Raw genomic sequence first — 17,307 nt, forward strand, 5'->3', positions numbered from 1 at the left:
GTGTGAAGATAAATGAAGACAAAAGCAGTGAGATTGTATGGTGAAAATGATATACGTCTGGAAGAATTTGAACTACCAGAAATTAAAGATGATGAAATTCTGGCCCGGGTAATTTCCAATAGTATCTGTATGTCAACTTATAAAGCTGTAATTCAGGGTGCCAGGCATAAACGTGTCCCTGATGATGTTGCTGATAATCCTACAATTACCGGTCATGAATTTGCCGGAGAAATAGTAAAAGTTGGTGCCAAATGGCAGAATCAGTTTAAAGCAGGTCAGAAATTTGCTATCCAGCCTGCTTTAAATTATAAAGGTAGTCCCTATGCTCCAGGGTATTCATATAAATATTTTGGCGGTAACACCGAGTATACAATTATTCCTCCAGAAGTAATGGAACTGGGTTATTTACTGGATTATCAGGGTAAGGCTTTTTATGAAGCCTCTCTGGCTGAACCTATGTCTTGTATCATTGGTGGTTATCATGCTGTTTATCATACAGAGATTAATAATTATGTTCATAATATGGGGATTGTTGAAAAAGGAAAGACAGCATTAATGGGGGCAGCGGGCCCCATGGGTCTGGGTGCTATAGATTATGCACTACATGCTGACCGCTGTCCATCTCTGCTGGTAGTAACTGATATTGATCAGGATAGACTGAATAGGGCAGCAGTACTTTTTCCAGTTAAAGAAGCAGCCAGTCAGGGTGTAGAACTTCACTTTGTAAATACAGCCCGGCTTGATGATCCAACTGCTTTTCTGAAGGAGTTAACAGCTGGTACAGGATTTGATGATGTTTTTGTCTATGCACCTGTTAAGGCTTTAGTAGAACAGGGTGATAGTATATTGGGTAATGACGGCTGTCTAAATTTTTTTGCCGGTCCAACAGATAAAAAATTTGTCGCTGAGGTGAATTTCTATAATATTCATTACTCCCCAACTCATATTATGGGTTCAACTGGTGGTAATGATGACGATATGCGTGAATCCCTTGCCCTGTCAGCTGCAGGTAGGATAAATCCGGCAATAATGATTACCCATGTAGGTGGTATTGATAGTGCAGTAGATACTATAAAGAATTTACCAGAAATCCCGGGTGGAAAAAAGCTAATTTATACAGGTATAGATATGGAATTAACCGCAATAGATGATTTTGCCAGTAAAGCTAAAGAAGATCCACTATTTGCAGAGTTAACCGGGATTATAGAAAAAAATAATGGCCTTTGGTCAGCAGAAGCAGAAAGGTATCTTTTAAATTATAAAGGCAAGAAATAATTAAAAGGTAGTGTCAAAAAATCTATGAAAATAGAGGAGGATCAATATGAAAAAGATCACTGTAGTTTTGAATAATGAAGAAGGCCTACATGCAAGACCAGCCAATATTTTTTCCAGGATAGCAAGTCAGTTTGAGTCTGAGATAGTATTATATAAAAATAATAATGAAAGTAAAAGGTATAATCCGAAAAGTATTCTTTCTCTGATGAGTATGGGGGCTGCTATGAATGATAAAATCACTATTGTTGCCGAAGGTGAAGATGAGGATAAGGCAGTTCTAGACTTACAGGCCTTAATTGAAAGTGGGTTCTCTGAAAAGGGGGAGTAAGATGGAACATATAACTGGGATTGGTGTTTCAAGCGGGATTTCCACTGGGAGAGCAGTTCTTATTAATTCTGAAGAACCTGAGATTAGACATGAAAAAGTTCAGATCCCTGAAAAAGAATGGGAAAGGATGGGAGAAGCTTTAAAGGAATGTTCCAGACAGCTGAAGGAAATTTACGAACAGACCCTTCAGAATATTGGAGAAGGTGAAGCAGAAATATTTGATGCCCATCTATCAATTCTACAGGATGAAGAATTTATAGGGCCAATTAAAGAACTGATTTTAAATGAAGGACAAAATGCAGAATGGGCTGTAGAAGAAGTTCGGGATAAATTTATTGAGATATTTGAGATGATGGATAATAGTTATATGCAGCAGCGTTCTACTGATATCAGGGATGTGGCCAGACGTTTATTACGGATATTGCAGGGAATAAGGAAGACAGAGTTTAGTGGGGAAAAAGCTATAATTGTAGCACATGACCTGACTCCATCTGATACAGCTCAATTAGAAAAAGATAAAGTTCTAGGATTTATTATCGAAGTAGGTGGTGTGACATCCCATTCAGCAATAATTGCCCGTTCTTTGGGGATTCCTGCTGTTGTTGGTGTAAAAGATATTCTTGAGAAAATCAAGACGGGTGATCAACTTATTATAGATGGGGATAGGGGTGATATTTATCTTAACCCTGAGCAGCAGATTATAGAAAAATACCAACAGAAACAGGAAGCATATTTACAGGAACAAGAACAATATCAACAGCTTAAAGGGACATGGTCTACTACTAAAGACGGACAGCGGGTTAAATTGGCTGCTAATATAGGTCTGTTAGCAGAAGTTGATCGGGCTCTAGAGAATGATGCTGAGGGGATAGGCCTTTTTCGGACAGAATTTCTATATATGGGACGTAGTGATTTTCCAACTGAGGATGAACAATTTGCTGTTTATCAGGCTGCTGCCCAGAAGATGGAGGGGCGTCCAGTAATAATTAGAACACTGGATATTGGTGGAGATAAAGATTTGCCATACTTTAAATTCCCTCAGGAAAGTAATCCTTTTCTAGGTTTTCGTGCAATAAGATTTTGTCTGGAAAGGACTGATCTCTTTAAAACACAACTTAGGGCTATTATAAGGGCCAGCAATTATGGTAATATTAAAATTATGTTTCCGATGATTTCTACAGTAACGGAATTATTGGCTGCCAGGTCTTTATTAGATGAAGCTAAAGATGAATTGCAGGCAGAAGGTATTCCTTTTGCTGAAGACCTTGAAGTTGGGATGATGATGGAAACACCGGCTGCAGCAGTAATTTCTGATAAATTTGCCAAACTAGTTGATTTTTTTAGTATTGGAACAAATGATTTAATTCAATATACTACTGTAGTAGATAGGATGAATTCTAAAGTTGCCAAATTATATAGTCCATTTAACCCATCAGTTTTGAGACTGATCAAACAGATAATAGAAAATGCCCATAAAAACAATATCTGGGTTGGAATCTGTGGTGAAGCTGCTAGTATTCCCGCTCTTATTCCTTATTTTGTGGCTCTTGGGGTAGATGAATTGAGTATGAGTTCTGGGTCAATATTGAAAACAAAATGGATTATACAACAACTTATTATTGAAGATATGGAAAAATTAATTGAAAAGGTTGATGAATTGGATTCTCCCAAGGAAATAAAAGAATTACTGGAAGGTAATTTCACATCTAAAGCTTCTTACTGTGAATAGATACGATATGTTTAATAATCAAGGCTATATAAACTATGGTCTTGATTATTTTTTTTAGTACTAAATATAATATACTTTACAAAAACATAAGAATAATATATAATAAAATTAGTTAATTTAATAAATAAACGAACTTGTACTTATTTATATTGAAAGGCAGGTGTTTTTTTGAAACGGGGTAGTTTTGAACTTATGAAGAAAATAAATCAACAGGTGATCTTAAAGTTGATTTATAATGAAAAGGCAATTTCACGGGCGGAGATAGCAGAGATAACTGGTCTTTCACCTGCTACAGTCACTAATATTACCAAGGAAATATTAGGGCTGGGATTGATCAAGGAGACTATCCATGGGGAATCTCGCGGTGGCAGGAAACCTGTCCTGCTGGAGATTAACCCTTCAGGAGCCTATTTTATTGGTCTGGAATGGGGGATTGCTGAACTCCGCGGGGTTTTAATGGACCTTAATAAAAAGGTGGTTGCTTACAGTGAAAAGAGGATTAACTCATACCAACTTGATAATTTTATTGAACTATCAGCAAGTATTATTGAGGAATTTTATGAGCATTCTATTGAAAAAGAAAAGCTCTGTGGTCTGGGGGTAGGTGTTCACGGGATAGTTGATCCCATGAGGGGTTATTCCCTGTTTGCACCACATTTTAAATGGAGGGATATTCCCCTGAAGGCCAGGCTGGAGGAGAAATTTGCTCTCCCGGTTTTACTTGACAATGATGTTAGGGCTATGGCCCTGGCTGAGAAATGGAATGGTAGAGATAATTTCCTGTTTATTAATACAGGGTCAGGAATTGGTGCGGCTATAGTTATGGATGGAAAACTGCATTATGGCCGTGATTATAGTGCCGGTGAATTTGGACATATGACCCTGGATAAAAAGGGGCCACTTTGTAGTTGTGGAAAACGTGGTTGTGTTGAGGCTTTTGTTTCTACAGATAGGCTTGTCTATAATTATAACGAAGAATTAAATGAGGAACTCTCTCATCATACTTTACAGACAGAATGGTCTAAACTACTTAATGATGCCAGGTCAGGTATTGAGAAGGCAGTATTTTTACTGGAGGATGCGGTAGAATACCTGGGGTTAGGACTGGCTAATCTGGTTAATTTATTAAATCCGGAAGAGATATTACTGGCCGGTGATTTTATTGAAGGGGCAGATTTGTTACTCCCCTTATTAAAGAAAAAGATTAAAAATAATACCTTGAATATACCAGGTAGTAAGCTGCAGATAGAGGTAAGTGCATTTGGTGAATGGGTTGGGGCTATAGGTGGAGCAACTATGGTATTAGAACAATTATTTAATTTTCAGGAGGAGGTATGAGTTAAATGAATATATTAGTAACAGGTGGAGCAGGTTATATTGGCAGTCATGTGGCTAAAAAATTGAATGGTATTGGTCATCATGTTGTAGTATTTGATAATTTAGTTAAGGGTCACCGGGAGGCTGTTTTGACAGCAAAGTTTGTTAAAGGTGATCTGGCAGATAAAAAACTTCTTAATGAAGTAATGCAGAGTGAAGAGATAGAAGCAGTAGTTCATCTAGCAGCACATAGTATTGTAGGGGAGTCAATGGAGAAACCAGGGAAATACTTTCAGAATAACCTCTCAAATGGGTTAAATCTGCTGGAGGTGATGGTCAGTAATAATGTAGCTTATCTTGTATTTTCGTCAACAGCAGCAGTTTATGGTGAACCACAGGAAGTTCCTATAACAGAAGATCACCCAACAAACCCAGCTAGCACTTATGGTGATAGCAAATTGTTTTTTGAAAAAATCCTGGAACGTTATCAGCAGATACACGGTTTAAAGTATGTATCATTGAGATATTTTAATGCCGCAGGTGCTGATCATTCAGGTGAAATCGGAGAGGCACACAGTCCGGAAACACATCTAATACCAATTGTACTGCAGAAGGCCCTTGGTATCAGGGATAAACTCTATATTTTTGGTGATGATTATCCAAGCAGAGATGGTTCCTGTATCAGGGATTATATTCATGTTGAAGACCTGGCAGATGCCCATATACTGGCCCTTGATGGCCTGCTTGATGGTATGGATAGTAGGATATATAATCTGGGTAATGGTGAGGGTTATTCTGTCAAAGAGGTAATTGAGACTGCCTCAGCTCTTATAGGGAAAGAAATAGAGGCGGAGATCGGTCCCCGTAGGGCAGGTGACCCTGCAGTACTGGTAGCTAGTTCCCAAAAAATCAGGGAAGAACTGGGCTGGAAGCCGAAGTATGCTGCTTTAGAAACTATAATTGAGACAGCCTGGAAATGGCATAAAGGGGGCGGTTTTAATGGAAATGACTAAAAGAAAAAAGACTAAAGATGATGGGCGCTATATAATTTTTTACGAATTCAAAGGAGATAAGGATAAAAGTAATAAATATAAAGAAGGTAGTAAAGGGGAGAGAAGTTAATGTCTGAACTTAGATGGGATCCAGTTAACAGGGAATGGGTAATTACAGCAACACATAGACAGAACCGGACCTTCAAACCACCTAAGGATTATTGTCCCCTCTGTCCTACTAAAGAGGGTGGATTTCCAACTGAAGTTCCTGAGGATTATGACCTGGTTGTTTTTCAGAATAAATTTCCATCTCTACAAGCAAATCCACCAGAACCAGATATAGGTGGAAGTGTTCTATACCCGGTTGACAAGGCTGAAGGGATTTGTGAGGTTGTTTTATTTACCCCGGAACATAATGGTATTATGTCCAGAGAGCCTTTAAGCCGTTATGTGAAATTGGTTAAGGTCTGGCAGGATAGGTATCAAGAACTTGGTTCTAAGGATTTTATTGATTATGTTTTTATTTTCGAAAATAAGGGTGAAGAGGTAGGGGTTACCCTGGAACACCCTCACGGTCAGATTTATGCTTACCCCTTTATACCACCAAAAATAAAGAGAGAGTTGGATTCCAGTAGGGAACACTATGAAAGGGAAGGGGAATGCCTTTTCTGTAGTCTTATTGCAGAAGAGATTGCAGATGGTAGAAGGGTAGTTACTAGTAATGATTCCTTTACAGCAATAGTTCCTTTTTTTGCCCGGTATACCTATGAGGTACATATTTATGCCAATAATCACCTCTCATCTTTTAATAACTTTAGTGCCAGAGAAATTGAAGACCTGGCAGAAATATTACGGACTGTGATTCAGAAATATGATAATTTATTTGGATTTGTTTTTCCCTATATTATGGCTATTCACCAGCAGCCTACTGATGGTAGTGGAGAAGAATATTCTCATTTTCATATAGAGTTTTATCCACCATATAGGACCAAGGATAAGCTTAAATACCTGGCAGGTAGTGAAGCAGGTGCCGGGGCTTACATCAATAATTCACTGCCGGAGGATAAGGCTGAGGAATTGCGGAAAATAGAACCAGTAAAGGAGTGAAGCTAAGTTGAACGATATCAAAGAATTATGGGAGATTTTCAATGAACGTTTTTCTGATACAGGTTTAAGAAAAGGGGTTTTTGCTGCTCCCGGCAGGGTTAATCTGATTGGAGAGCATACAGATTATAATGATGGTTTTGTACTTCCCATGGCTATTGACAAAAGTATTGTTATGATAGCTCAATTACGGGATGATAAGGAGGTTAGAGCTTATTCTGTTGACTATGATAGTGAAGCAGTTTTTTCTTTAATGGATTTAGAGTTTGACCAGGAAAATATCTGGGTTAATTATTTGCAGGGGGTTATTGATGAGATACAGAAATTAGATTATTATCTACCGGGAATGAATCTGATTTTTACTGGTAATATACCCAAGGCTTCTGGATTGAGTTCCTCAGCTGCCCTGGAGGTAGTAACTGCTTATACCATTTCATCACTTAATGAACTTAATATAGCACCTGTGGAGATGGCCCTGCTCTGTCAGCGGGCAGAAAATGACTTTGTTGGAGTAAATTGTGGTATTATGGATCAATATATTTCCAGACTTGGTAAAGAGGGTAATGCCTTATTAATAGACTGTCGGAGCAATGAATATGAATTAGTTCCTTTGGCAATAGAGGATTTTAGGGTAGTTATCTGTAATTCTAAAGTAGAAAGAGGATTAGTAGACTCAGAATATAATAAGAGAAGGGAGGAGTGTGGAAAGGCTACAAAATTTTTTGCTGAAAAATTAGACCGTCGGATTAAGGCTTTAAGGGATGTCAGCACAGATGAGTTAGTAGAATTCTCAGGTGAGCTGGCAGCTGTAACCCTTTCCCGGGCCAGACATGTTATTAGTGAAAACAATAGGGTATTAACTGCTGTTTCGGCTCTAAAAAATAATGACCTGGAGACATTTGGCAGTCTAATGACAGAATCACATATCAGTCTGCGGGATGATTATCAGGTTAGTTGTCAGGAATTAGACCTTTTAGTTGACCTGGCCCTTAAGCAGGATGGTATATTGGGGGCCCGCATGACTGGGGCTGGTTTTGGGGGCTGTACTGTAAACCTGGTAGCCAGGAATAGGGTTGATCAGTTTATTACTGAGGTAAAGGCAGGATATCAAGAAGCGACTAACATTGAACCGGAGATGTATGTCAGTCTGCCTGCTGACGGTGCCAGGGAGTTGTAGTGAGATTATTTAAATGGAGGGGTAAGATATGCAGGGTAATAAAGATGTTTGTTCCAATGTTTTAGTTAAACCATTTGGTAGTTTGAAAGACGGCAGAGAGGTTTTTCTTTATAGGTTGAGCAATGAAAATGGTGTTCAGCTTGAGGTTATTAATTATGGAGGGATTATAAAGAGTCTATTTGTCCCTGATGCCAGGGGGAAATTTAGTGATATAGTTTTAGGTTATAATCGACTGGCAGATTATGAAAAAGACCCAGCCCATTTTGGGGCTGTAGTAGGTAGATATGGTAATCGGATTGCTGGAGGGGAATTTGTTTTAGATAATAAGAAATATAGTCTAGCCTTAAATAATCAACCTGGAGGAAAGGCCTGTCACCTTCATGGCGGTGAACGTGGTTTTGATAAAATTGTCTGGGATGCTGAACCTATTATCCATGATAATGCTGCTGGTTTAAGATTACATTACTTAAGCAGAGATGGGGAAGAGGGTTATCCGGGTAACCTGGATGTAAATATAAACTATTTATTGACTAATGAGAATACACTCCGGATTGAATATCAGGGAGAAACAGACCAGGCTACACCAATTAATTTAACCCAGCATAGTTATTTTAATCTTAATGGTGAAGGAGAGGGTGATATACTGGGTCATTTCGCCTACATAAATGCCGATAATTATACCCCAGTAGATGAGGGTTTGATACCTACTGGAGAGATTGCTGGTGTTAGTGATACCCCCTTTGATTTCAGGAAGACAAAGAAAATAGTTGAGGATATTAATCAAGCAGATCAACAATTAGAGTATGGTGGGGGATATGACCATAACTATGTTTTAAATGGAGAAAGTGGTAAATTGACAATAGCTGCTCAGGTTTATGATGAGGAAAGTAGAAGGCAGTTAGAGGTATGGACAAGTGAACCGGGTATGCAGTTCTATACAGGTAATGCCCTGGATGGGAGTCTTGTTGGTAAAAAGGGTAAGGCCTACCAAAAGAACAGTGGTTTCTGCCTGGAGACACAACATTATCCGGATTCCCCTAATCAGGATAATTTTCCTGACACAATCTTAAGGCCGGGAGAAAAGTATCAGACAATAACCGAGTTCCGTTTTAGTATTAGATAAAATTTAGTATTTATTTTAATATATTAACCTAAAATTCCTTTTCTTATAGAAGGGATTTTAGGTTTTTGTGATTTGTAGGTTTGTGGATAACTTTGAAGGCCGACAGATATATTTGTTTTCCTTGTCGTGCACCACAGGTACTCCGTATTTAAGCAGAGCGCACAAGAACAGTTTGAGGTTGCGCTGCGGTGTCCTACCTCCGCTTACTGTCAAGAAATTATCCTCCGGCTCACTGACTCTTCTTTTTATTACGCATGGTTGAGTCAGTATCAGGCCATCGAGGCCAAGTTCCTGCCTACGGATAATTTCTAGAGTCGTACAACAAATATATCAGTCTGGATTATTAAAATTAGTTAACTTTGTGTAAGAAATATTCCTAAGTAAAAATAAATAATTATTGATTAAGTCTGGGTGGCGAAGCCATTTTGTTCATTATTATTAATAGTGTTATAGTCAGGTTGACAGTTCTTTTAACAATGTATATCATAATGTATAGGGACAAAGTAGTATTAAAACTATAGATATAGGGGGAGATAAGATGGGTAAAAGTAAGGTCTGGTTTATTCCAGTTGAAAAAGGGGATAGTCCAGGTGATATTGATAGTAAAGTTATTAGGCTATTTGAAACTGCTGCAAAGAATTATAGCTTGATAGCAAAAGATGATTTTGTGGCAATGAAGATACATTTTGGGGAAAGGGATAATATTGGCTATGTTAAACCAGATTATTTAAAAACCCTGGTCAGTAGGATAAAGGATAGTGGGGCAAAACCATTTTTTACTGATACTAATACCCTTTATAAGGGGCAGAGGTCTAATTCTGTTGACCACCTTATTCAGGCTTATCAACATGGTTTTACACTGGACAAGATTGATGCCCCTGTCATCATAGCTGATGGACTGATGTCCAAGAATTTTTCCAGGGTTGAGATAGCAGGCAAACATTTTGAGGCAGTAAATATTGCTAATGACATATTACATAGTGATGTATTGATTGGTATCTCTCATTTGACCGGACATGTCGGTGCCTGTATGGGTGCTTCCATAAAAAATATAGGTATGGGCTGTGCCTCCAGGAGTGGGAAACAGGTACAACATGCTGATGTGAATCCTTCTGTTTCGGCTGATGATTGTACAGCATGTGGCCAGTGTGTTAAATGGTGCCCGGTTGAGGCCATCAAGATTATAGATGGGAATGCAGTGATAGATTATGAAAAGTGTTATGGTTGTGCAGAATGTATAACAACTTGCCGTTTTGATGCTATAACTGTTTCATGGGGTGGGACAAGTAAGGCCTTGCAGGAAAAGATGGCCGAATATGCTCTGGGAGTAATTAAAGATAAGAGGGATAAGTCACTCTTTTTTAATTTTTTGATTCACATTAGCAAGGGTTGTGATTGTCTGGGGAATGCCCAGGATGCGGTGATTGAGGATATTGGTATCCTCTTATCAGTTGACCCACTTGCAATCGATCAGGCTTCAGTTGATCTACTAAATGAAAGGGCAGAGAAGGATTTTCTAAAGGAATTATGGAGTGAATCAGGTCTGGATTATAGACAGCAACTAGATCATGCAGCAGCAATAGGGTTAGGGAGCAGAGCATATAATTTGATTGAACTTTAGTTCCTTTCCTTTATTTACCTACAGGCTATGGGGAACTTAAGTAGAATTTAGTTATATATAATTCTATAGTCTGTAGGTGAATTTTTATGTTTAGGTTTATTTCCTGTTTATTAATAGTGCTGGTTTTTTTTGTGTTTTCTATGGGGACATATAATCAGGCCTATGCATTGGATAAAGAGATTAAAGAAGAGGTAATAAAGACAGTAAAAATTGCTGCAGTAATGTATTTAATAAGCAGAGCAAGTGATCTGTTCAGTGATTCAGCAGATGATAAGATAAATGGAGATGTATTACAAGAAGATAAGCAAGCAGTTATTAGCAGTAACATGAATCTTGATGATAAGGTAATTGTTATTGATCCGGGACATGGTGGTTCAGATCCAGGGGCTATTGGTGTTCAGGGTTTAAAAGAGAAAGATATAAATTTGGATATTGCTTTAAGGTTATACGAGCTGTTAAATAATAAAACCAAGGCTGAGATTTATTTAACCAGGGACTCAGATAAATTTGTTTCTCTTAATGAGAGGTCTTCCTTTGCCAGGAGTATCAATGCCGATATATATCTTAGTATTCATAATAATGCTGATGACACTGGTTGGCAGCATGGAACTGAGACCTATGCGTATTATACTACTGCTAAAGAAACCTGGGCACTTGCCTGGTATATTCACAAAAACATAGTAGATAAGCTGGGTTTTCTGGATAGGGGGTTAAAGGCAGATAATTTTCATGTAATTCGTGAAACCCCAGGTATAAATTCAATTTTACTGGAGATTGGATTTTTATCAAATAAAGAAGAAGAGGCAATTTTAATGAAAGATATTACTAGAGAGCAGGCGGCTGTTGCTATTTATGAAGGTATTGTTGAATATTTTGCTAATTAATAATTAGATGAAAGGAAATAATAATAGTAATATTAAAAATGAAGGGTGATCAGGATATGGAAAAAAGCCGCTTAATTTACTATAAAAAATTATTACTCAAAGAAAAAAATGAGCTGGAAGCCGGTTTGGAACTTATGTCAAATGAAGAAAAAAGGAGTTTAAAAGAATCTACTGGTGAACTTTCATCATATGATAATCACCCTGCTGATCAGGCCTCAAATACCTATGGTCGGGAATTAGACCGGGGAATCAGGGATAATTCACTTACATTATTGACCGAGGTAAATGATGCTTTAGCCAAGATGGAAGAGGGTCGTTATGGTATCTGTCAAAGGTGTGGTGAAGAAATTAAAGAATCCCGCCTTGAGGTAGTACCCCAGACCAGTTTTTGTGAGAAATGCAAGGGGATTGAAGAAAATGAAGGTGTACGCAGACGGTCCCTGGCTGAGGCTACTATTTTCCCACCTTTTGGACATGGCTTTAATGATGATAATGATCAGGTAGAATATGATGCTGAAGACTGCTGGCAGGACCTTGCTCAATATGGTAGTTCTGATTCCCCTCAGGATAATCCAGCAGAATTAGTTGGTGATCAATCAGATAAACAGACATATACTGACTCTGATGAAATAGTAGGCTCAGTTGGTATTGAAGATTCCATCTTCGATGATGAAATTGATGATCTAGAGGAAAGTGATGATGAAAAGACTACTTTTACTGGTAGTATTGCCTCTAATGAAAGAAAAATGTAGTAGCAAGTCTCCCTTTTTTACATATGATGTGAAAAAGGGGTGAGGATAATTGCCAGTTAGAAGAAGGGAGACTGGTTTAAGAACAACCCGTGGTATAGCAGAGGTGTTTGAGGACCTGGCTACAGAAGTAACTGTTGAAATACTGGTTTATGAAGACTTTCTTGATCTCAATCCACAGGTAAGGGAGTTTCCTAATCTGGGTCCAAATGATTCTATACCGATTTTACGGGATGAGGTCAGGGATGTTCAGGAATAGAAATAAATATTTTTTTTGGGGAATAACCAGCGGGGTTATTCCCATTTTTTTTACTTTTTAAATATTCCGTATAATTTATCTAAGATAATAAGAAAATAAACTAGGTACAAATAAGTAAGGAGGAATTCTATGACCAGAAAGAAATCGTATAGAGATGTTCTGGATGGTAGGGTCAGTATTCATGACTCTGTCCAGGAGATGTATGAGAAGAGATTGTCAGATGGGAAGATGAGTAATGTCTTTGATCGTTTTGACGCCCAGGAGAAAATCAGGTGTAATTTTTGTGTAGAAGGGGTTAGCTGTCAATTATGTACAGGTGGTCCCTGCCGGATCTCTGAAAAAGCAGGTGCAGAGAGGGGAACCTGTGGTATTGACCCTGATGCGATGGCTATGAGGGATATGCTGCTCAGGAATGTCATGGGTACTGGTACATATACACATCATGCCTATAATGCCTTTAGAACCTTAAAAGCAACTGCTGAGGGTAAAACCCCCTTTTCAATCGTAGATGAGCAAAAACTAAGAGATATGGCAGCTACAGTTGGTGTTGATAATACAGGTTCAAAGGAAGAGGTAGCCCTGAGGCTGGCTGGTACTATGATTGACCAGCTTTCATCAGGTTATGAAGGACCTACAATGATGGTTGATAAATATGCCCCTAAATACAGAAAAAAGAAATGGAAAGATACAGGGCTTTATCCATCAGGGGTATTTCATGAAATAAAGGATTCTACAGCCAGTTGTTTAACAAACGTTGATGGCTATTATGTATCTATGGCCAAAAAGGCTTTGCGTCTTGGTATTGCAACTATTTATGGTTCACAACTAGGTCTAAATCTGGTTCAGGATATTCTTTTTGGCACACCTAAACCTCATTCGATTCAAACAGATTTGGGTATACTTGACCCTGATTATATCAATATTGTTTTTAATGGTCATGAACCTTGGACAGGTGTGGCAACTATCTATGCAGCCCGTGATGAAAAGGTTCAGGAGAGGGCCAGACAGGCAGGTGCTAAAGGACTTAGAATCATAGGATGTATTGAAACAGGACAGGAACTGGCTCAACGCTTTGGTATGAATGATGTATTTGGGGGGTTAATTGGTAACTGGTTAGCGATTGAACCGGCATTAGCTACTGGTGCTATTGATGTCTTTGCTATGGATGAAAACTGTTCACCACCATATTTGAAGCCTTATGAAGATAAATTTCAGGTTACTCTGGTATCTGTCAGTGAGCTAGTTAGAATTCCTGGTGTAGAAAGGAATTATAATTATATGCCAGATAAGGTAGCTAATGTTGCTCAAGAACTAATCAGTTTAGGTATTGAGAATTTTAAAAAAAGAAAGGAAAGGGGTATTGAAGCATATGTACCCCAGATAACACAGGAGGCTATGGCCGGATTTTCAACAGAGGCTGTCCTGGAAACAGTAGGTGGTAATTTAGCTGCCCTGGTTGAGGTAATCAAAGAAGGCAAAATAAAAGGAATAGTGGCCCTGGTTAATTGTACTACTCTTCAAAATGGACCACATGATTATATGACAGTTAATTTGGCCAGGGAATTAATCAGAAGGGATATTATGGTAATAACTGGAGGATGTGGTTGTGAAGGGTTAGAGACAGCTGGTCTGGCCTGTTTGAAGGCCATTGAACAGGCTGGTAGCGGTTTAAAAGAAATCTGCAGCAAACTCCAGATTCCTCCTGTACTTCCCTTTGGAACGTGTACAGATACAGGTCGTATTTCGATGGTAGTTACAGCGATAGCTGATTTTCTTGATGTCGATACTTCTGATTTGCCGGTAGCAGTAACAGCACCGCAATATCTGGAGCAGAAAGCAACCATAGATGGTATGTTTTCACTGGCTTATGGTCTTTATACCCATTTATCCCCAACTCCACCTATTACCGGAGGGGAAAATTTGGTCAAACTATTAACAGAAGAGCTGGAAGGTATTAGTGGAGGGAAGGTGGCACTGGGTGATGAACCAGCTGCTGTAGCAGATGATATAGAGAAACATATTCTGCAGAAACGAAAAGCATTAGGTATATAAGTGTATTTTAATAAAAAAGAAGAAGAACCTGCTTTCCGGCAGGTCCTTCTTTTAAACAAATAAGACAGTGAGGCCAACAGAAATCTACGGCTACTGCCACTGCAGGTCCTTAGCTACCTTTAGTAATCTCTCGACTACTAAAGACAGGGCTAAACCAACAATGACATTTGCCCCGACTACAGCAGATTCAGGTGATTTACAAATTAATTTTTTTCAACCAGAGATTGAAATATATTATAATTAAACACCCTTTTCAATACCTCTAATAATCTCTCGACTATTAGAGATATTTAATGAACCTGCTGTAATCTTAGTCGACTATTCTGAGCCAGTTACAAACCCACTGTCTGCCTTTTACAGACAGTAGACCCTTAATGACCCAAAATAATCTTTACACAATTACTGTTGACCTCACAATACTATCTTACCCAGGGAGAATTTTTTTATACATTAATTTTAAATAAATTTTAAAAAAATTTATTTTTTTTAAGGAAATGCTGAAAAATCTATATAAGAGTCTGTTCGAAAAGTCACTGCTTATACTCCGGTGATTATATATCCCTTTACTCACTGCCCTCTTCCATTTTAAACGCAATGCTGAGGCCAGTACTAACGAATCGACTTGTGTCGCAACGGTAGCACCTTAACTTCGTTCTGGGAAATATAATCACCTAAAACAATTCTTTTCGAACACACACTATAAGTTTCATTTAATTATATTCACACTAATGCAGGACACCGTAACGCAGCCTTAATGTTCTTGTACGGTTTGTTTAGATACGGAATGCCTGTGGTGCACGACAAGCGGAATTAATATAATTGGCTGAAACAGAAAGAGGGGTTTTGTGACTGATGATTTTTAACCTGTTGCCTGCTGATTTTCTTTGAGAAATTGATTTGTATAAAGATTATAATAATATCCCTCTTTCTCCATTAATTCTTTATGACTGCCTTCTTCAATAGTTTTGCCCTTTTTGATAACCAGTATTCTATCAGCTGCCCTAATTGTCGATAAACGGTGGGCAATTATAAAGTTGGTCCTCCCTTTTAAAACATTTTTGATAGCTTCCTGGATAATCTGCTCCATCTCTGTATCGATAGAAGATGTGGCTTCATCCAGGACAAATATCCTGGGGTTGGCAATAACAGCTCTGGCAAAAGAGATCAGCTGTTTCTGTCCTGTTGATAACAGACCACCACCTTCTCCTACTTCAGTATCATAACCCTTTGCTAATTTCTTAATAAACTGATGGGCATTAACTAATTTAGCGGCAGCAATTATTTCTTCATCACTGGCATCCAATTTCCCGTAGCAAATGTTTTCCCTGATAGTACCACTAAATAGATGTGGTGTCTGTAGAACATAGCCGATATTCTCGTGTAACCATAATTGAGATCTTTGGCGGTAATCTATCCCATCTATCAACACCTCTCCTGAAACTGGTTCATAGAAACGGCATAGAATATTTACAATTGTACTTTTGCCAGAACCTGTCTGGCCGACCAGAGCAATAGTCTCTCCGGTATTTACTTTTAAATTAAAATTCTCCAGTACTTTCTCTTCTGCTGTATAATAGAATGATATATTATTGAAGCTGATTTCTCCCTTGATTTCTGGCCAGTTTTCTCGAATAGGATTAAAATTATCACCAAACTCAGCAATAACATCTTTACTATCTTTAATCTCTGGTTCTGTTTCGATCATTGATAGAACTCGCTCAGCAGAAGCCTGAGCATACTGTAATTCAGCAAAAACCCTGGCCAGTTGGAAGACTGGTTCGAAGAAAAGTGTTGTATATGATAGGAAGAGGACCAGTGTCCCATATTCTATCTCCTGCAAAAAAACAGCTCTACCGCCAGCATAAAGAGCCAGAGCAGTACCTACACTGGCTAAAGTTAGCACAATGGGTAGATATAGTGAAGAAAAAATAGCAGCCTTGATGGAAGACCCTTTCATTTCTTTTGTCAAAGAGGAGAATTCCAGCAGATTTTTATCTTCCCTGACCAGTGTTTTTGTTGTCCTGGCTCCACTAATACCTTCATTAAAGGCACCGGTTATCCGGGAATTAATCTTTCTTACTTTGCGATAGGCAGCTAATATTTTTTTTTGGAAATAAACGCTCACTACTACTAGAATTGGAAGCACTGCTAAAGTCACCAGAGCTAATTTATAATTATATATAAACATTAAGATCATCATAAAAAACATCATTGTCAAACCCCAGATACTATCAACAAAACCCCAAGAAATAATCTGGCCTATTTTTTTCACATCAGAGGTCATCCTGGACATCAACCAGCCAACTGCTTTCTGATCATAATACGAGAATGATAACTGTTGTAATTTTTCGAAACCTGCTTTTCTAATATCATAAGCCAGCCAGGTCTCTAATTTGCCAGCAAAGGCAATTAATAACCAGACATTTAAACCTTGTATAAGCACAAGCCCTCCATATGTACAAGCAAAAACAGACAGCCCATTTAATCTTCCTTTGACTATAAAATTATCAACAGCATATTTGTTCATCACCGGGAAAACAGCATCTATAGCTCCAACTGCAATCATTACTAGAGCTAAAATAAGCAATACTTTTTTGTGTGGAATTAAATATTTATAGAGTTTTTTCCACAGTTTCAGATTAAACTCTTTTGAATAAACTTCTTCCTTAAATTCTGTCATAACAAACCCTCCAGATC

Annotated in this window: 16 protein-coding genes; 15 read left to right on the forward strand and 1 reads right to left on the reverse strand. The window is 38.2% G+C overall.

Features of this window, described 5'->3' with window-relative positions; genetic code table 11:
* The first annotated feature begins 12 nt into the window (after positions 1–12).
* The 15 genes from D7D81_RS07205 (at position 13) to D7D81_RS19435 (ending at position 14,854) form a co-directional block, all read left to right on the forward strand.
* Positions 13–1,275 carry a zinc-binding dehydrogenase gene (locus D7D81_RS07205; RefSeq protein WP_125988673.1) on the forward strand — a complete coding sequence of 421 codons (1,263 nt, stop codon included), beginning with the start codon at positions 13–15 and terminating at the stop codon, positions 1,273–1,275.
* A 46-nt stretch (positions 1,276–1,321) separates the two neighbouring features.
* On the forward strand, positions 1,322–1,603 hold the full coding sequence (locus D7D81_RS07210; RefSeq protein ID WP_125988675.1) for an HPr family phosphocarrier protein: 282 nt from the start codon (positions 1,322–1,324) through the stop codon (positions 1,601–1,603).
* A gap of 1 nt (position 1,604) precedes the next feature.
* Complete coding sequence (ptsP, locus tag D7D81_RS07215; RefSeq protein ID WP_125988677.1) at positions 1,605–3,332, forward strand: phosphoenolpyruvate--protein phosphotransferase; 1,728 nt, start codon at positions 1,605–1,607, stop codon at positions 3,330–3,332.
* Positions 3,333–3,524: 192 nt separating this feature from the next.
* Positions 3,525–4,670, forward strand: a complete 1,146-nt coding sequence (locus tag D7D81_RS07220; RefSeq protein ID WP_125988679.1) for an ROK family transcriptional regulator — start codon at positions 3,525–3,527, stop codon at positions 4,668–4,670.
* A gap of 5 nt (positions 4,671–4,675) precedes the next feature.
* Positions 4,676–5,662: a UDP-glucose 4-epimerase GalE gene (gene galE, locus D7D81_RS07225; RefSeq protein WP_125988680.1), complete on the forward strand. Its 987-nt coding sequence runs from the start codon at positions 4,676–4,678 to the stop codon at positions 5,660–5,662.
* The gene (locus tag D7D81_RS20070) at positions 5,649–5,771 is read left to right on the forward strand and encodes a hypothetical protein (RefSeq protein WP_286170301.1); all 123 of its coding nucleotides are present in this window, start codon (positions 5,649–5,651) and stop codon (positions 5,769–5,771) included. The genes galE and D7D81_RS20070 overlap by 14 nt, the downstream gene beginning before the upstream one ends.
* Positions 5,771–6,748, forward strand: a complete 978-nt coding sequence (gene galT, locus D7D81_RS07230; protein WP_125988682.1) for a galactose-1-phosphate uridylyltransferase — start codon at positions 5,771–5,773, stop codon at positions 6,746–6,748. Before D7D81_RS20070 ends, galT begins: the two co-directional genes overlap by 1 nt.
* 7 nt (positions 6,749–6,755) lie before the next feature.
* Positions 6,756–7,922, forward strand: coding sequence for a galactokinase (locus D7D81_RS07235; RefSeq protein WP_125988684.1), 1,167 nt, complete (start codon positions 6,756–6,758; stop codon positions 7,920–7,922).
* A 28-nt stretch (positions 7,923–7,950) separates the two neighbouring features.
* Positions 7,951–9,045: an aldose epimerase family protein gene (locus tag D7D81_RS07240; RefSeq protein WP_125988686.1), complete on the forward strand. Its 1,095-nt coding sequence runs from the start codon at positions 7,951–7,953 to the stop codon at positions 9,043–9,045.
* 538 nt (positions 9,046–9,583) lie between these two features.
* Positions 9,584–10,666, forward strand: a complete 1,083-nt coding sequence (locus D7D81_RS07245; protein WP_125988688.1) for a DUF362 domain-containing protein — start codon at positions 9,584–9,586, stop codon at positions 10,664–10,666.
* A gap of 86 nt (positions 10,667–10,752) precedes the next feature.
* Positions 10,753–11,550: an N-acetylmuramoyl-L-alanine amidase family protein gene (locus D7D81_RS07250; RefSeq protein ID WP_125988690.1), complete on the forward strand. Its 798-nt coding sequence runs from the start codon at positions 10,753–10,755 to the stop codon at positions 11,548–11,550.
* A gap of 38 nt (positions 11,551–11,588) precedes the next feature.
* Positions 11,589–12,302 (forward strand): TraR/DksA C4-type zinc finger protein, encoded by a 714-nt coding sequence (locus tag D7D81_RS07255; protein ID WP_125988692.1) that lies wholly within the window; start codon positions 11,589–11,591, stop codon positions 12,300–12,302.
* A gap of 49 nt (positions 12,303–12,351) precedes the next feature.
* Complete coding sequence (locus D7D81_RS07260; RefSeq protein ID WP_125988694.1) at positions 12,352–12,558, forward strand: hypothetical protein; 207 nt, start codon at positions 12,352–12,354, stop codon at positions 12,556–12,558.
* A gap of 129 nt (positions 12,559–12,687) precedes the next feature.
* On the forward strand, positions 12,688–14,610 hold the full coding sequence (gene cooS / locus D7D81_RS07265) for an anaerobic carbon-monoxide dehydrogenase catalytic subunit (protein WP_125988696.1): 1,923 nt from the start codon (positions 12,688–12,690) through the stop codon (positions 14,608–14,610).
* Between the two features lie 67 nt (positions 14,611–14,677).
* A complete protein-coding gene (locus D7D81_RS19435; protein ID WP_164522142.1) occupies positions 14,678–14,854 on the forward strand; it encodes a hypothetical protein in 177 nt (58 codons plus the stop codon).
* A 615-nt stretch (positions 14,855–15,469) separates the two neighbouring features.
* On the opposite strand, the gene D7D81_RS07270 is transcribed toward D7D81_RS19435, so the two are convergent.
* A complete protein-coding gene (locus D7D81_RS07270) occupies positions 15,470–17,290 on the reverse strand; it encodes an ABC transporter ATP-binding protein (protein ID WP_125988698.1) in 1,821 nt (606 codons plus the stop codon).
* Positions 17,291–17,307: the final 17 nt, after the last annotated feature.

It is taken from the genome of Halocella sp. SP3-1 (assembly GCF_003953885.1).
Classification (GTDB): Bacteria; Bacillota; Halanaerobiia; order Halanaerobiales; family DTU029; genus Iocasia; species Iocasia fonsfrigidae.

Excerpts from the sequence above, each read along its gene's own strand:
- D7D81_RS07250 (WP_125988690.1), top strand. The coding sequence starts at position 10,753 with ATGTTTAGGTTTATTTCCTGTTTATTAATAGTGCTGGTTTTTTTTGTG.
- galT (WP_125988682.1), top strand. The coding sequence starts at position 5,771 with ATGTCTGAACTTAGATGGGATCCAGTTAACAGGGAATGGGTAATTACA.
- D7D81_RS07210 (WP_125988675.1), top strand. The coding sequence starts at position 1,322 with ATGAAAAAGATCACTGTAGTTTTGAATAATGAAGAAGGCCTACATGCA.
- D7D81_RS20070 (WP_286170301.1), top strand. The coding sequence starts at position 5,649 with ATGGAAATGACTAAAAGAAAAAAGACTAAAGATGATGGGCGCTATATA.
- galE (WP_125988680.1), top strand. The coding sequence starts at position 4,676 with ATGAATATATTAGTAACAGGTGGAGCAGGTTATATTGGCAGTCATGTG.
- D7D81_RS07245 (WP_125988688.1), top strand. The coding sequence starts at position 9,584 with ATGGGTAAAAGTAAGGTCTGGTTTATTCCAGTTGAAAAAGGGGATAGT.
- D7D81_RS07220 (WP_125988679.1), top strand. The coding sequence starts at position 3,525 with ATGAAGAAAATAAATCAACAGGTGATCTTAAAGTTGATTTATAATGAA.
- cooS (WP_125988696.1), top strand. The coding sequence starts at position 12,688 with ATGACCAGAAAGAAATCGTATAGAGATGTTCTGGATGGTAGGGTCAGT.
- D7D81_RS07255 (WP_125988692.1), top strand. The coding sequence starts at position 11,589 with ATGAAGGGTGATCAGGATATGGAAAAAAGCCGCTTAATTTACTATAAA.
- D7D81_RS07240 (WP_125988686.1), top strand. The coding sequence starts at position 7,951 with ATGCAGGGTAATAAAGATGTTTGTTCCAATGTTTTAGTTAAACCATTT.
- D7D81_RS07270 (WP_125988698.1), bottom strand. The coding sequence starts at position 17,290 with ATGACAGAATTTAAGGAAGAAGTTTATTCAAAAGAGTTTAATCTGAAA.
- D7D81_RS07205 (WP_125988673.1), top strand. The coding sequence starts at position 13 with ATGAAGACAAAAGCAGTGAGATTGTATGGTGAAAATGATATACGTCTG.
- ptsP (WP_125988677.1), top strand. The coding sequence starts at position 1,605 with ATGGAACATATAACTGGGATTGGTGTTTCAAGCGGGATTTCCACTGGG.